The 14,193-nt window shown below is 64.8% G+C and carries 16 protein-coding genes; 6 read left to right on the top strand and 10 right to left on the bottom strand.

Annotated features, from left to right (window positions below):
- Window positions 1-39: 39 nt before the first annotated feature.
- Window positions 40-1,161, bottom strand: coding sequence for a DUF7282 domain-containing protein (locus tag J0X27_RS09720; protein WP_207268948.1), 1,122 nt, complete (start codon window positions 1,159-1,161; stop codon window positions 40-42).
- 85 nt (window positions 1,162-1,246) lie between these two features.
- Window positions 1,247-1,444, bottom strand: a complete 198-nt coding sequence (locus tag J0X27_RS09715) for a hypothetical protein (RefSeq protein WP_207268947.1) — start codon at window positions 1,442-1,444, stop codon at window positions 1,247-1,249.
- Window positions 1,445-1,526: 82 nt separating this feature from the next.
- Here J0X27_RS09715 and rnz point away from each other — a divergent pair, with 82 nt between their 5' ends.
- Together rnz and J0X27_RS09705 are read left to right on the top strand one after the other, a co-directional pair.
- Window positions 1,527-2,453, top strand: a complete 927-nt coding sequence (gene rnz / locus J0X27_RS09710) for a ribonuclease Z (RefSeq protein ID WP_207268946.1) — start codon at window positions 1,527-1,529, stop codon at window positions 2,451-2,453.
- 262 nt (window positions 2,454-2,715) lie between these two features.
- Complete coding sequence (locus tag J0X27_RS09705; RefSeq protein ID WP_207268945.1) at window positions 2,716-4,689, top strand: DUF460 domain-containing protein; 1,974 nt, start codon at window positions 2,716-2,718, stop codon at window positions 4,687-4,689.
- Between the two features lie 22 nt (window positions 4,690-4,711).
- Here the strand turns inward: J0X27_RS09705 and J0X27_RS09700 are convergent, their stop codons facing one another.
- Window positions 4,712-4,972, bottom strand: a complete 261-nt coding sequence (locus tag J0X27_RS09700) for a DUF8015 family protein (RefSeq protein ID WP_207268944.1) — start codon at window positions 4,970-4,972, stop codon at window positions 4,712-4,714.
- Between the two features lie 66 nt (window positions 4,973-5,038).
- Window positions 5,039-5,218 (bottom strand): DUF7470 family protein, encoded by a 180-nt coding sequence (locus J0X27_RS09695; protein WP_097380804.1) that lies wholly within the window; start codon window positions 5,216-5,218, stop codon window positions 5,039-5,041.
- A gap of 137 nt (window positions 5,219-5,355) precedes the next feature.
- Here J0X27_RS09695 and eif1A point away from each other — a divergent pair, with 137 nt between their 5' ends.
- Window positions 5,356-5,646 (top strand): translation initiation factor eIF-1A, encoded by a 291-nt coding sequence (gene eif1A / locus J0X27_RS09690; protein ID WP_124196678.1) that lies wholly within the window; start codon window positions 5,356-5,358, stop codon window positions 5,644-5,646.
- Window positions 5,647-5,863: 217 nt separating this feature from the next.
- Here eif1A and J0X27_RS09685 read toward each other — a convergent pair whose 3' ends face one another.
- The 4 genes from J0X27_RS09685 to J0X27_RS09670 form a co-directional block, all read right to left on the bottom strand.
- Window positions 5,864-6,709 (bottom strand): class I SAM-dependent methyltransferase, encoded by an 846-nt coding sequence (locus J0X27_RS09685; RefSeq protein ID WP_207268943.1) that lies wholly within the window; start codon window positions 6,707-6,709, stop codon window positions 5,864-5,866.
- Window positions 6,710-6,862: 153 nt separating this feature from the next.
- Window positions 6,863-7,975: a pyridoxal-phosphate-dependent aminotransferase family protein gene (locus J0X27_RS09680; RefSeq protein WP_207268942.1), complete on the bottom strand. Its 1,113-nt coding sequence runs from the start codon at window positions 7,973-7,975 to the stop codon at window positions 6,863-6,865.
- 857 nt (window positions 7,976-8,832) lie between these two features.
- The gene (locus tag J0X27_RS09675; RefSeq protein WP_207268941.1) at window positions 8,833-9,327 is read right to left on the bottom strand and encodes a plastocyanin/azurin family copper-binding protein; all 495 of its coding nucleotides are present in this window, start codon (window positions 9,325-9,327) and stop codon (window positions 8,833-8,835) included.
- A 173-nt stretch (window positions 9,328-9,500) separates the two neighbouring features.
- On the bottom strand, window positions 9,501-10,733 hold the full coding sequence (locus tag J0X27_RS09670; protein ID WP_207268940.1) for an MFS transporter: 1,233 nt from the start codon (window positions 10,731-10,733) through the stop codon (window positions 9,501-9,503).
- 142 nt (window positions 10,734-10,875) lie between these two features.
- Between J0X27_RS09670 and J0X27_RS09665 the strand changes: the two genes are divergently transcribed.
- The 3 genes from J0X27_RS09665 (at window position 10,876) to J0X27_RS09655 (ending at window position 12,533) form a co-directional block, all read left to right on the top strand.
- On the top strand, window positions 10,876-11,532 hold the full coding sequence (locus J0X27_RS09665; RefSeq protein WP_207268939.1) for a DUF6517 family protein: 657 nt from the start codon (window positions 10,876-10,878) through the stop codon (window positions 11,530-11,532).
- Window positions 11,533-11,618: 86 nt separating this feature from the next.
- Window positions 11,619-11,933 carry a DUF7344 domain-containing protein gene (locus J0X27_RS09660; protein WP_425491897.1) on the top strand — a complete coding sequence of 105 codons (315 nt, stop codon included), beginning with the start codon at window positions 11,619-11,621 and terminating at the stop codon, window positions 11,931-11,933.
- A 357-nt stretch (window positions 11,934-12,290) separates the two neighbouring features.
- Complete coding sequence (locus tag J0X27_RS09655; RefSeq protein ID WP_207268937.1) at window positions 12,291-12,533, top strand: hypothetical protein; 243 nt, start codon at window positions 12,291-12,293, stop codon at window positions 12,531-12,533.
- A gap of 623 nt (window positions 12,534-13,156) precedes the next feature.
- On the opposite strand, the gene J0X27_RS09650 is transcribed toward J0X27_RS09655, so the two are convergent.
- Together J0X27_RS09650 and J0X27_RS09645 are read right to left on the bottom strand one after the other, a co-directional pair.
- Window positions 13,157-13,588, bottom strand: a complete 432-nt coding sequence (locus J0X27_RS09650; RefSeq protein ID WP_207268936.1) for an SPW repeat domain-containing protein — start codon at window positions 13,586-13,588, stop codon at window positions 13,157-13,159.
- A 156-nt stretch (window positions 13,589-13,744) separates the two neighbouring features.
- Window positions 13,745-14,083, bottom strand: coding sequence for a DsrE family protein (locus J0X27_RS09645; protein WP_097380810.1), 339 nt, complete (start codon window positions 14,081-14,083; stop codon window positions 13,745-13,747).
- Between the last annotated feature and the right edge of the window lie 110 nt (window positions 14,084-14,193).

Here is a 14,193-nt window from a genome sequence, read left to right as displayed (position 1 = left end):
GGTGTGGGGCGGGTAAGAATCGGTCGGTTGAGCGACCGGCTACTCGTCGGACGACTCGTTCCCACCACCGGTCGCGCCATCGTCCGAGTCCCCGTCGGTGACCGTTCCCGTCGTTCGGACGGGCTCGCCCTGGTGTTCGATCGGCGACGCCGAATCGACGTCGCCCGGATCACCGGCGTAAAGCGCCGCCGTCAGTTCGTCGCCCTCGTCGACGGCGGCGTCGTCGGAAAGGTCGATGGTGACGTTCTCGTGCTCGCCGGCCTCGAGCCCGCCGCTGGTCCCGAGCACCGTGTCGTTGCGCTCGACGGCGACGAATCCCGCCTCGGGAATCGCCGCGGAGACCGTGACGCGATCCGTGCTCACGTCGTCGATCGTGACGCCGGGATCGGTGTGGAACGCGAGATCGATATCGGCGACCGCGCCGTCGCCGTCGGTGTAGACGCCGATCGTCCGGTTGCCGGGTGGCGCGCCGCTCGTGTCCGTCTCGAAGCTCACGGTCCGGGATTCGCCGCCCTCGAGCTCCAGTACCTGTCGCTCGAAGACGGCCCCGTCGATGCGAACCGTGACGGATTGTTGGGTCTGGAACTCGGTCGGATTGCGGATCGTCGCGTTGACCGCGATCGTCTCGTTGGTCGTCGCCGTCGCGGGCGCATCGATCGATTCGACGCGGAACGAGTCACCGATGGCGTCCGTCTCGGTCGTCGTCACCGTCGCGGTGTCGCTGACCGGGAACCCGTCCTCGAGGTAGGGCCGGTCCTCCTCGCCGTCGGTCGCGCCGTACGCGTATCCTTCGTCGTCGGAGGTATCTCGATGGACTGTCGCCGTGAGCTGGCCCACGAGTTCGCGGTTCGCGTCGTCGTCGCGCTCGACGGTGACGTTCTCGTGGCTGCCGGCCTCGAGGCGATCGGAGACGGCCAGCGGTTCGTCGCCACCGTCGGTAACGACGACGTAGCCGCCGTCCGAAAGCGAGACCTCGCGGATCGTGACGTTCGTCCCCTCGCCGTGCTGGTCCTCGAAGGTGATCGACGCCTCGGGGTCTTCCTCGACGCCGAATATGGCGGGTGCCTGACCGACCACGATACCGGCGGCGAGCACGATCGCGATCGCGATCAGGATGCCGGCGATTCGCTTGAGCGTGCCGAACGTCAGTCTCGAACTCATTGGGGGGTCGTCGTCTTCGCTTTCGTACTCGAGGGACGTAAAACGCGCAGTCCGTTCGCAGGCTGGCGAGTCGAGCCACCCCGGTTCACTCGAATCGCCGCCAGTTGGGTTCGTCTCTGGCCCCGTTCACCGAATCGAACGGACAGCGTCGAACCGGATCGCTCCCCGAGTGGCCGGTCTTCCCGTCCAACAGCCCGGTGCCCCAGACCGCGAGCAACCGACGGAAAGATCGACTCGAGGGGCCACCAGCGACCGATCGAACGCCAGCAACGGCGACTTCCACGTGCGATAGGAGGCACCGAAACCGGGACGAGCGCTCGAGCGATCCGAAGCCGGTTTAGTCGCGGCCCGCCGAAGAGCTACCGATGCCACTGCGCGTGACGTTTCTAGGGACGGCCGGGGCGATTCCGACGACCGAGCGGAACCCGAGTAGCGTCTTCGTCGCCCGCGAAGGAGAGGGGTTGCTGTTCGACGCCGGCGAGGGGACGCAGCGCCAGATGATGCGGTTTGGCACTGGGTTTGCCGTCTCCCACCTGTTCGTCACGCACCTCCACGGCGACCACGTCCTCGGGATTCCGGGCTTGCTCCAGACGATGGCGTTCAACGACCGCGAGGAGCCGCTCGCGATCCACACGCCCCACGGCACGCGCCGACAGCTGAAATCGCTCGTGAACGCCCTCGGGAACCGACCCTCGTTTCCCGTCCGGATCAGCGAGATCGGCGACGGCGACGTCGCCTATCGGGCCGAGGAGTACGAGGTCCGTGCGTTCGAGACCGACCACGACACCCGCTCGGTCGGCTACGCGCTCGTCGAGGACGACCGCAAGGGCCGGTTCGACCGCGAGCGCGCCGAAGAGCTGGGCGTTCCGGTCGGCCCGAAGTTCTCGCGGCTCCACGAGGGCGAGCCCGTCGAACTCGAGGACGGGACCGTCGTCGACCCCGAGCAGGTCGTCGGCGATCCGCGGCCGGGCCGATCGATCGTCTACACCGGCGACACCCGTCCCACGGCGGCGACGATCGAGGTCGCCGACGACCCCGATCTGGTGATCCACGACGCGACCTTCGCCGACGACCGCGCCGAGCGCGCCGCCGAGACCGCCCACTCGACGGCTCGCCAGGCCGCCGAAATCGCGAACCGTGCCGGCGCGGATCGGCTCGCGCTGTTGCATCTCTCCTCCCGGTATGCAGGCTATACCGAGGATCACGAACGGCAGGCTCGTGACGTCTTCGGCGAAGACGCGTTCGTCCCCGACGACGGTGAGAACGTCGAGATTCCCTACCCGGAGGACTGACCGGGGGGGGCGTTCGCGGCGCGGCTTCGACTCTCGTCCGACGGACTCCGTTGGCTCGTTGGACACCTCCTATAGTCGCCCTGATTCGGTTCGCCCGTATCGGGATCCACTCGAGTTCGCCGTCGTCCCGGTGGCGGTGGAAGCCCACGAGACGGTACGTGCCGGTTCGGTAATACTGTTCGACGGGAATCGAGGTGTTCCTCGAGCGATCCGGAACCGAACGCGCGCCGGATTTATACTCGACTCGCACCTATGACCGTCCGTGAGTACGCGAACGAGTGCGCTCGATGCGGTCGTCTTCGGTGTCGATATTCAGAGCGGTGACGTGCGCGGCGATGCACCATCGTACGCACTGGCCGTCTTCGATGGCGAGGACATCACCAGAGACGTCGTTACCCATCGGAAACTCCGGCGACTGATCGACGACGAGGAGCCGGCGATCGTCGCGACGGACAACATGTACGAGTTGGCTGCCGACAAGGACCAGCTGATCCACTTCCTCGGAACCCTCCCCGCCGGGACGAAGCTCGTCCAGGTAACGGGTGCCGAACAGCCCGAGCCGCTCTCCCGCGTCGCGAACCGTCACAACGTCCCCTACGGGAAGGATCCGATGCAGGAGGCCGAAGCCGCCGCCCGACTGGCCGCCCACAACGTCGGCCACGAGGTCTCGGCCTTTACCGACACGACGGAAGTCAAGGTCGCACGCGGGCGCTCGACGGGCAGCGGCGGCTGGAGCGAGGACCGTTACACCCGCCGCATCCACGGCTCGGTCAGGAAACGAGCCCGCGAGGTCGAGTCCGAACTCGAGGACGCCAACCTCGAGTACGAGAAAGACGTGCGGGAATCCTACGGCGGCTTCGCCAACGCCGTCTTCACCGTCCACGCCCGCCCCAGCGACATCCCCGTCTCCCGAAATCGGGCGGGCGACGTTCGCGTCGAGATCGAGCGCCAGCGCCGCGACGGCATCGAGTTCGAGCCGCTCGTCAAACGACGCGACCACGTCATCGTCGGTATCGACCCCGGAACGACGACCGCCGTCGCCATCGTCGGCCTCGAGGGAACGGTGCTCGACGTCTGGAGTTCCCGAACCAGCGACACCGCCGGGGTGATCGAGTGGATCGTCGAGCGCGGGCGGCCGATCATCGTCGCGGCGGACGTGACGCCGATGCCCGAAACGGTCGAGAAGTTCCGCCGGAGTTTCGACGCCGCGGGATGGACACCCGAGAGCGACCTCCCGGTCGACGAGAAACAACATCGCACGCGCGACCATCCCTACGACGACGACCACCAGCGCGACGCGATGGCCGCCGCACTGTACGCCCTCGACGCCCACGAGGATCAGTTCGACCGCATCGCCGACAAACTCCCGCCGGGTATCGATCGCGGCGAGGTCACTGCCCGCGTCGTCGCCGGCGAGGAAAGCGTCGAAGCCGTCCTGCGGGACCTCGACGACGACGAGGAGCCCGAAGCGGAATCCACCGAACACGAGCCACGCGAACTGACCGAGGAGGAAAAACGAATCAAGGACCTGGAACGACAGGTCGAACGGCTCCAGTCACACGTCGAGACCCTCGAGGGCCGTATCGAGGACCGCGACGACCGCATCGACGAACTCGAGACCGAACTCGGCGTCGCCCGCCGCGAGGAGCGCAAGGAGGTCCGCCGGAACCGCGAGGTGAGCCGCCTCGAACGGAAGGCAAACCGCCTCGAGCGCGAACGCGACGAAGCCCAGGAAGACATCGAGACCCTCGAGCGAAAGGTCGAACGGATGAAAGCCCTCTGGAAACTCGATCACTCGAACTTCAGCGACGTGTCCGCCGAAAAGGAGGGTCTGGTCCCGGTCAAGGTCGTCGAGAAGTTCACGAAAGGGGCGATCCGCGAGGCCGACGATCAGTACGGGATCGCGGCCGGCGACGTGGTCTACATCCGGGATGCCAGCGGCGCGGGCCGATCCACGGCCGAACTCATGGCGGAGTTCGAGCCTCGCGTCATCCTCAAAGACGGCGGCCTGTCCGAGATCGCCGACGAGATCCTCTTCGAGAGCGAGATTCCGGTCGGTCCCGCCGACGACGTCGCGATGCAGGAGGTCGACGAACTCGCCGTCGCCCGCGAAGACGACGTCGAAGCGGCCATCGACGACTGGCGCGAACGCGCCGAAGACCGAAAGCGGGACCGCAAAGCCGCGATGGTCGACCAGCTCATCAGCGAGCACCGGGCCGGCGACAACGAAGTCTGACAGTCCGTTCGAAGACCGATCGTTACGCGTCTGGCCCCGACGTCATCGGCGACAGCGCCGTCGGCACCTCCTCGAGCGCGACCTCCTCGGTGAGATCCGCGGGGTCGTCGACCGGTCCGTTGACGAACAGCGCGTGGCCAATGAAGCCGATCGCGACGATTCCCAGCGCGGCGATCGCGGCCGGATACGGAATCATCGTGGCGTACCCGACGACGGCACCGGCTCCGAGACTCGCGGCGATAGCGACCAACACGAGGTCGTAGTAATGAAGCGTTCGTCCCATACGGGAGATAACGAGGGACAGGGGTAAAACGCTTGAGCCGCTGTACACGGCTTCTACCGGAGACAATCAAAACATCCCGAAATTCTGGAGCAGGCCGGAGATCAGCGATCTGACGACCAGTCCGAGACCGGCGATGACGAGTGCCATCCCCGCGGCGATCACCGGATCCGCGTACGCGATGAGCCCGATGCCGGCCAGCAGGATCACAAGACCCGCGATACCGAGCGCGCCGAGGTTTCGCAACATACCCACGGGTGCAGAGCCAAGCGAAATAAACGGCGTGGTTTCGAGGGCTCGCGACGGCGGAACACCGTAGCGACGGATCCCGGTTTCGGCGATCGAATCGGTAAAGTGTTAAACCCCTCGAACGCCAATCGACGGCCATGAGCGACGACGGCGAGGGCGGTCGGAAGAACCTCCGAATGCCCGAGGACGACGAGGTCTTCGCGACCGTCACGAACATGCTCGGGGCGAATCGGGTCAAAGTACGCTGTGCCGACGGGACGGAACGCACCGCGCGCATTCCGGGCAAGATGCAAAAACGCATCTGGATCCGGGAAGACGACGTCGTCCTCGTCGAACCCTGGGACTGGCAGGACGAAAAGGCCGACATCACCTGGCGCTACGAGAAAAGCGACGCGGACCAACTCCGTCGGGAAGGCCACATCCAATAAGAACGACTTTTTGCGCTGCGTGCGGTCGCGAAGCGACCGCACTCGGCAAAAACTCGACTAAAAGCACTCCTCCTTCCTCTCCACTCACTCCGTTCGTTCCGAGTCAGTCGTCGGCTCGCTCGCGCCCCAGGCGCGAGCGGTGAACGGCGTCGCTCGGGTTCTTCGAACCGCTCGCTCGCCGACAATAGCCATATGCGATTTGACTGCTCCCGGTCAATCACCGGGCCTGCCATCGAACCCGCGTCAGGGGATGCAACGGGTTCGAGCCGTGGACGTCGTAGGTGACGTCGATAACGTCCAGTTCTGGAGAGTCGTGAAGCCGGTCGAGAACGGCATCGGCGTACCCGCGTTCCCGTAAATACCGTCGACGAAGGTGGCCGAGCACGGTCTCCGGGGGCGGACCCACCTGCTCGAGGTGAACGCCGGCCGTCACCGATCGCTCGGCTGCGAGGGTCTCAAGCCGTTCGACGACCGACTCCGTCTCCGAGAGCGTGACCAGCGTTCCCTTGGTGAAGACGACACAGTTGCCATCGACGGCGTCAACGATCTCCCACTCGCCGAAGAAGTCGAACTGGTCGACCGCGATCCGCTCTCGGTCGCGCCCGTCGACGAACACTTCGCGGGCGAATTCGACGCCGGCCAGGACGTACTCGCCGCCGACGACGCGGACGCCGGGAAATTTAGACGCGATCGCATCCAGCGTCCAGCCCCACCCGCATCCGAGATCCAGGACCGTTTCGTCCCCCTCGAGGAGCGGTTCGAGGGCCGTCTGGACTGTGTCGTACTCTCGTTCAACGAGTTCGGCTACTCCAACTCGATAGAGAGTCTGGTCCTCCGAGACGAGATCGCCGTCCGAACGACCGTGCGAGCGTATTTCTTTGACGGCGTCGATCGGGGGAAGCGGGTGGTCGCGGTAGCTCTCGAGAAGACGAGCGTAGATTTCCTCGTAGGTTTCGGTACCGATGTAGGCGGTCGAGTCACTTGGCGGCTCCCCGCTCGGGTCGAGTAGATACGCCGCCCAGTCGGAGTATTTCGGCAGGGCGTCGAGCGGAACTGGCTCCATCACTCGTCACCCCTCGCTGCGGATGGCGTTCTGCGAGCGGTACTATCGGCCAGTGATAGTTGCGTGACTATCACCGAGAAAGCAGTACGTCGATCGACGGCTTCGCTCTACTAGTTCGTTTCGGTTCGATCAATCGAGATATCAAATACCGGATTACAGCCCGGCGACGTCCTCGATCGCGTCGGTCAGTTTCTTGATGCTCTCGAGGTCATGTTCGCCCATGTGACCGATGCGGAACGTCTCCTCGCCGAGTTGCGAGCCGTAGCCGTTCGAGAAGACGAAGTCGTACTCCTCGCTCACGGCGTCGATAGTTGCGGCGACGTCGATGCCCTGCGTGTTCTCGATGCAGGACACCGTCTGCGATTCGTACCCCACCTCGGGGAACATGTCGAAGTGCTCGCGGGCCCACTCGCGGGTGTACTCGGCCATCTCGCGGTGGCGCTGGTCCCGGGCGTCGTGGCCCTCCTCGAGCATGTACTTCATCTGCTTGCGGTAGGCGAGCATGATCGGGATGGCGGGCGTCGAGTGAGTCTGGCCTTTTCGGTCGTAGTAGTCGATCGTCCGCTGGAAGCCACCATACCACGACGCGGAGTCCTTCTCGAGTTCGCGCTCGTAGGCGTCGTCGCTGACGACGCAGATCGCCAGCCCCGGCGGCATCGCGAACGCCTTCTGGCTCGATGCGAAGATGACGTCGATGTTGTGGTCGTCGATATCGACGTAGTCCCCGCCCAGCGAGGAAACCGCGTCGACGACGAAATAGGTGTCCGGATACTCGGCGACGACGTCGCCGATCTCCTCGATGGGATTCCGGACGCCGGTCGAACTCTCGTTCATCACGGTCGCGACGACATCGTAGTGCTTGTCGCTCTCCTCGAGCGTCTCCCGGATGTCCTCGGGCTTGATCGCCTGTCCCCACTCGTACTCGAGCCTGTCGACGTTCTTGCCCAGTCGCTCGGCGACGTTGGCGTGGCGCTCGCTGAAGCTCCCACAGGTCGGGACGAGAATGTCGTCGTCGACGAGATTGAGCGTCGAGGCCTCCCAGAACTCGGTGCCCGATCCCGTCAGGATGACAACCTCGTTGTCGGTGCCGAGGAACTCCTTGGTGTCCTCGACGATGGTCGTGTACAGGTCCGTCATTCGGTCCATCCGGTGGCCGAACATCGGCTCGGCCATCGCCTCGATCACGTCGTCGCGAACCTCCGTCGGACCTGGAATATACAGCGTTTTGTCGGGATAGTTGTCTTTGTATTCGCGTTTCTTGGTCACGCAAACCACCTCGGTACGGCCCACTGCGTAGCGAGGCGGTATGGTACTTTTGATGCCACACCGGGACCGGCTGTCGGAGCCGTGAGAAGTCCGATTCTGAAATCGCCGATACCGGCAGCCGCCGGGTCGGGGGACGGCTCCGGTATTCGACCTGAAGGGGACCCCTCATCGTCGTCTGATGTGGGTTGCAAACGTATGCGACCATCTCGCTACTCGCCGTGAACTCGAGGAGCCGGTCGCCCGCCGGCTCCGCGACAGGTTCCGTTTCGAGGCCATCGATCAACTCGTCGTCGTCCCCTCGGATCCCGACGTTGTGTGGCTGGCCGTTGCCGTCGACCATGCCGATCACGTACTCGGCATCCGCCTCGAGAACGAGCGTCGGGTTTGCTCGACCCTCGATGTCGGACGGCGTACCCCCCTCCCAGTGGCTCGTCTGGCCGCTGAGCGTGATCTCCGTTCCGGGCTCGATGTGATAGCCGTCGGCCGCCGACTCGCCCTCGTCGCCGGTTCCGTCCTCGGGAATCGTGGCGGGCTCGTCGGTCCCACCGCCGTCCTCGAGACATCCCGCGAGTCCCGCACTCGCCGTCGCGACGCTCGCGAGTTTCAGCACTGTTCGACGAGCGACGACTCGTCCGTCCCGGACAGATACGCATACCTGTCGGAAAGTTAATGTGAGCTCAATAATTTTAGCGGTCGAACGATTCTCGACCCGACCAGCGACAGGAGTCACTACGAACGTGATGAACGCGGGGTAGTAAAACGAAATCCCCGCGTGGTGACCGACGGACCCCCTCACGGATATAGGGTCCGTCGATCGACGATACCAACGTCGAACGGAGACGGGGTACTCGAGTGCGTTATTCGACCTGCAGGGTGCCCCGCATCTGCGTCTGGTGGGGACGGCAGACGTACTCGGCCATGTCGGAGTTCGCCGTGAAGGTCAGCGTCTGGTCCGACGGCTCTTCGTCGGAGACCTGTTCGGTCGAGAGGTCGTTGACGACGCTGTCGTCGCTGTCGACGATCTCGATGTTGTGTGGCTGGCCGTTGCCCTGGTTCCAGCCGATCGTGTACTCCTCACCCTCCGAGAGGACGATGGTCGGGTTCTCCGAGCCCTCGATCGCCGACGGGCTCACACCCTCCCAGTGACTGGTCTGTGCGCTGAACATGATCTCCTCGCCGGCTTCGGCTTCGTACTCGCTTGCACCGCCGCCGTTGCCGTTGCCGTTACCGTTGCCGTTGCCGTTGCCATCACCGTTACCGCTCCCGCCACAGCCAGCGACGAGCGCCGTCGATGCCGCTGCGCCCGTGAGCTTCAGCGCTGTCCGCCGCGAAACCGCATTATCTCGTGCCATCACCGGAGGTTGGGCCTGAGCACATAAAAATTGATACCTTCTACCACCACGATGTTATGAGAATACATGCCACAATATAGACCTCGGCAGCGCGAGTGTCGTCGCTCCCGCATCCGGGGATTCGTACGGCCTCCTGTCCGTCATTACCGGTGGGACCGGGACAGCAAACCGTCTCAGGCATCACCACGGTCTCCCGCGTGGAACCCCTCGGTCCGGTCGACGGAAAGGCGCAGGAACGCCGGCACCGTGATGAGCGCGATCGCGATCTCGAGGCCACCGACGACGACGAACGCGAGTCCGTAGCCGTAGGTGCCGGCGATCGTTCCGCCGACGAGGAATCCACAGAGGAATCCGAGGCTTCCGGCGAGGTTGAACCCGGCCATGGCAGTTCCGCGCTCGCTCTCGTCGGCGAGATCGGTGACCAGCGCCATCGTCGCAGGGGCGACGAGCGCGCCGAGGATCCCGACGCCGATCATCGCGATCGCTGCGGTCGGAACCGACGGCGACGCCCCGACGAGGAGGATTCCCCCGCCGTAACACGCCGAGCCGACGACGATCGGGACCGTCCGGCCGAACCGATCCGAGAGAGCCCCCATCGGATACTGCAACAACGCGAAGGGAGCGAAAAAACACGCCAGCAAGAGCCCGGTCATCCCGGCGTCGAGGTCGAAGGCCTCCTGGAAGTAGAGCGTCCCGACGAGCGCAAAAAAGCCCGCGGTGAGCCGGTCGACGAAACCGAAAGCGTACGGCAGCGACAGCACCGGCCGTCGCCGGACACCGTCGACGAGCGCTCGCACGGACCGACTCCCCTCGGGAGTTCGATCGCCGGCGAGCGAGACGAGACCGCCGACACAGACGAGCAGGCCGGCGGCGACGACCAGCGGCGCACGCGGGTCGAGTTCGGTCAGTTGCCCGCCGACGGGCGCACCGAGCGCGGCACCGAGCCCGATTGCGATCCCCGCAGCACCCATGTTCCGGCCGTGACCACCCTCGAGATCCATCAACATCGTCATCGTCAGGGAGAACGCGCCGATGGTCATCGCCCCCTGGAAGACGCGCAGGAGGAGGACGCCCTCGAAGCTGACCGAGCCGACCGACGGAACGGCAGCGAGCGTCCCGTAGCCGAGCGCGCCGGCGAGGGACCCGACGACGATGAACGGCGTTCGCCGCCCGGTCGCGTCGCTCGCGATACCCCAGACGCCGACGAACGTCACGTAGGCGGCGAATTCGGCGACCAGAAACCACATGCTCGCATCGAGGGGCGTCGCTGCGAACGCGGACGTGGCCGCATCGGCCCCCAGCGTCTCCACGAGCGTCGCGACGCCCGGATAGAGCAGCACTTGCGAGAACAACACCGCGAAGACGAGGGCGGCGAGGACGACCCGATCGCGGTCACTCGAGTGCACGGCCGACCGTTGGTGCTCCGGAAGTATCAACTCGTTCGTCTCGATCGAACGCCGATCCCGTTTCTCGCCCACGGTGTCAACATCACGAACTGATAGCCCCGAAATCGACGTGTTTTCCCGTCCCGGCGACCTGTCGCTACCGATGACACTCACGCGTCGGCAGCTGCTCGCCACGGGAGCGGCCGCAGGAACCGGGGTCGTTGCCGGCTGTACCGGGCTGGTTCGGGACTCGCTCTCGTCGACGCCGGGGACCGTCTCGGCGGCGGCACTCGAGGAGACGGGCTACGACGAACACACTGTCGAGGAGGTCGTCGTCGAACGAACCGTCGGCCGGTTCGGGATCGAGCGCTCGATCGAGGCCAGCAACTGGTACGCCGAGTACGACCGCGCGATCGCGCTCGATTCGCTCGGCCTGACGCGCATCCAGGCGGCGGTCGTCTCCGTGTTGACCACGCCACAGGTGTCGGTGCTCGGGAAGACGTTCAATCCCGTCGGCAACTACTCGACCGACGACCTCGTCGAACTGATCCAGAACCGGTACGACCGCCTCGAGGACGTCGAATACGCCGACGAGGAATCGGTCGCCGTGCTGGGAACCGAAACGACGCTCGCCCGGTATCGGGCCAGCGCTCGCCTCATCACTGCGGGGACCACGCTCGACGTCTACCTGGCACTCAGCGAACCCGTCGCTCACGGCGACGACTTCGCGATCTGTGTCGCGGTCTACCCGCAACTACAGGGACTCGAGGCCGAATCCGGGTTCGTTCGGACCATGCTCGAGTCGGTCGAGCACGAGTGAGCGGGCCGTTGTCACTCGGTTAATCAAAAGAACTTGCTCGGGTGAAAACAGCTATGGCTTAACTACGTTGGGTATTAATCACCAGTATGTCAAAGGTCGACCGGTTTTTCCGATCAATTTCGAGTATTCAACGTCGTCGGTTGTTAGTCCATATGTTAGACCACAATCCGGAGGACGACTCGAAACTATACATCGGCGATACTGAAACGACCGACGAGGAACTGGAAGCACTTCTCACCGAGATGGAACACACGCATCTGCCGCTGTTGGAAGACTACGGGTTCATCAACTGGGACCGAGATACTCACGAGGTGACGAAGGGGCCACAGTTCGACGAGATCAGACCGCTCTTGGAGTTGATGGTGAACCACCGAGACGAACTCCCCGAGAACTGGATCTAGGACGCGAACCGATGCCGCGTCGAGTTCCCTCGAGCGCCGACGGTCGGTCCCCGGGTTCGAGTTTCATAGCTCGCCGGTCGTCTCGAGGGCGCACCTGGTCCGACCTCGTTACGTCCGATTGGCAGTAGATATAAGTCACAACGAGTCAAACAGGAAATCGGAAGCCGGTCTCCAGCGACGAGGGGGCTGTATCGAAATGCCCCGGGTGTAGTGGCACCCGAGACTCGCTTCCAAACCCACGAGGGTTTCGAAGCATGATTACGTTGATTCTACCGGGATATAAACGTCCCGCACGACGACAGAATCGCCAGACGCGACCAGTCTCGACGCCGCGCTCGATCGGGAGGTGCGATCGCGATGTGTAGCGAGGAGACGACGGCTGGCGATGACCGACGAGTGGACGACTCGGCGCTGCTCTCGTGTCCCAGTTGCGGCCAGCCCATCACCGGGCTGACGTCGACCGGGCCCCATACCGGCGTCGTCAGGCCCTGTGGCTGTTCGGTCGCACCTGGGCTGATCCACCGCGAGCGCGATAGCGGCATTCACCACGAGAGCGACACCAGCGTCCATCACGAGCGCGACGACGGGACCGGCGAGTAACCCGGGGCTCGGCGCTCGAGCCCCGACGAGCAGTCGACCGGTCGCCGTCGCGAGTCGATGACACCACCACGCCGTCGACACCACCACGCCGTCGATACGATCGACCGGCCGGTCGGCTCGGAACCGGGCCTCGAGTCCGGTCGCGGCTACCGACACACGGTAGTCGTCGGCGAAATCGCCCGCGAACCACGTGATCGATAGTCACGTGCATGGAACGACCCGTTCGAAGCGAAAGACCACCAGAAGGTGGCGTCCTGTTAGAGAGGTCCTGTTATCGTGGCAACGGGGAGTGGCCACTCCCTCCCCAACCGACTCACTCGCTGTGCTCGTTCGTCCCTCGCACGGCTTCGAGCCGCGGTTCACAGTAGCTCACCGCGGCACGGCGCGCGCCACCACATGCCAGTTGTCGGTCGGAGGTGATACGTAGACGTCCTGTCTGTGCCGATGTCCGCCGTCGGAGCGAACAGAGTTCCCACACTGATCCCGGCACCGTTCAGCGGAAAACCGTCGGCTGTCACACCTGAACGGGACGGGAGGTCGCCGAGTACGGGAGGAGCGATCACCGAGTGCGAAGTCGGAAGCATCGAGCCCCAGGCCGCCTCGCAGGCGACGAGCAGGAGAAGTCAGGCTCGAGCGCGGGTTCGTTCGGGCGTGTCGGCTTTGTTGTTCGCGTAGGCGTTGTAGGCCGAGAGGAGGGCCACGAGCAAGCCGGAGATCGCGGTCCCGGTCGCGAGTTGGGTGCTCCCCATCTCGATGACGGAAGGCGAAACGAGCGCCCACAGGCCGAGCACGACGGCGAGCGACGCGACGCCGACGCTCGCTAATCGATCCCGCGACAGCCGATAGAAGTTGTAGCCGGCGAGCAGGAAGATCGCCGTTCCGGTCAGGGTATCGTTCCAGACCGCCGCGTCCGTGGACTGGAAGAGGAACGGCAAGGCGACGAGAGAGAGCCCGATCAGCGCGACGAGGGCGCTCACCCACTGCATCGCATCCGTGTTGAGCGAGTTGTAGTCGGTCCGGGTCTCACGGCCGGTGTCGGTTGGTGTGTCACTCATAAGTTCGTCACGCCGCGGTAGCCCCCATTCGGAGAAAACGAGAGTGCTTGCACCTGTCGGGACGACCGTCGACGGGGAGGACCGGCCGTTCGATCCCGCCAGGTGTACCGAACGGGGTAACGGCCGCGTTCGAAACCCGGATCCGCTTCGGGACTGCTACGGCCGGATGTAGGCGTACCCCTCGCTCTGGAGCCGAGTGAGTTCGCCGCCACCGGAGGGAACGGTTTCGACGCCCTCGACGAGGTCGGATTCCGCGAGGTCTTTCAACTCGAGCGTGTTGCCACAGGCTTTGACCGAGATGCCGGTCTCGAGCAGGGATTCGACCGTGTCGCTGCCGTCACCGCCGGCCGTCAACGGCTCGATCCCCTCGGCCTGGGCGACGATCGCGATATCGTCGATCTCGACGGAGTCGTCCATGGTGAGGTTTTCGGCGATCGTGAGCGCGGTCTCTCGTTGCGTCGGGTCGTCGGCGATGAGGTGGAAAACTGTCTGCACGTGTCGAGGACCCACTCCGCTCCCGATAGGAGTTGAGCCTGCAAACGAAGCGCCCCGGCGAACTCGCCGCTCGAGGGATCGCGGGAGCGCCCGAGCGATTCGTGCGTGTC

Source organism: Natrinema longum (assembly GCF_017352095.1).
Taxonomy (GTDB): domain Archaea; phylum Halobacteriota; class Halobacteria; order Halobacteriales; family Natrialbaceae; genus Natrinema; species Natrinema longum.
The sequence above is the reverse complement of the archived record's forward strand: the minus strand, read 5'-3'. Positions and strand labels throughout refer to the sequence as shown.

Excerpts from the sequence above, each read along its gene's own strand:
- J0X27_RS09720 (WP_207268948.1), bottom strand. The coding sequence starts at position 1,161 with ATGAGTTCGAGACTGACGTTCGGCACGCTCAAGCGAATCGCCGGCATC.
- rnz (WP_207268946.1), top strand. The coding sequence starts at position 1,527 with ATGCCACTGCGCGTGACGTTTCTAGGGACGGCCGGGGCGATTCCGACG.
- J0X27_RS09700 (WP_207268944.1), bottom strand. The coding sequence starts at position 4,972 with ATGGGACGAACGCTTCATTACTACGACCTCGTGTTGGTCGCTATCGCC.
- J0X27_RS09695 (WP_097380804.1), bottom strand. The coding sequence starts at position 5,218 with ATGTTGCGAAACCTCGGCGCGCTCGGTATCGCGGGTCTTGTGATCCTG.
- eif1A (WP_124196678.1), top strand. The coding sequence starts at position 5,356 with ATGAGCGACGACGGCGAGGGCGGTCGGAAGAACCTCCGAATGCCCGAG.
- J0X27_RS09685 (WP_207268943.1), bottom strand. The coding sequence starts at position 6,709 with ATGGAGCCAGTTCCGCTCGACGCCCTGCCGAAATACTCCGACTGGGCG.
- J0X27_RS09675 (WP_207268941.1), bottom strand. The coding sequence starts at position 9,327 with ATGGCACGAGATAATGCGGTTTCGCGGCGGACAGCGCTGAAGCTCACG.
- J0X27_RS09665 (WP_207268939.1), top strand. The coding sequence starts at position 10,876 with ATGACACTCACGCGTCGGCAGCTGCTCGCCACGGGAGCGGCCGCAGGA.
- J0X27_RS09660 (WP_425491897.1), top strand. The coding sequence starts at position 11,619 with ATGTCAAAGGTCGACCGGTTTTTCCGATCAATTTCGAGTATTCAACGT.
- J0X27_RS09655 (WP_207268937.1), top strand. The coding sequence starts at position 12,291 with ATGTGTAGCGAGGAGACGACGGCTGGCGATGACCGACGAGTGGACGAC.
- J0X27_RS09650 (WP_207268936.1), bottom strand. The coding sequence starts at position 13,588 with ATGAGTGACACACCAACCGACACCGGCCGTGAGACCCGGACCGACTAC.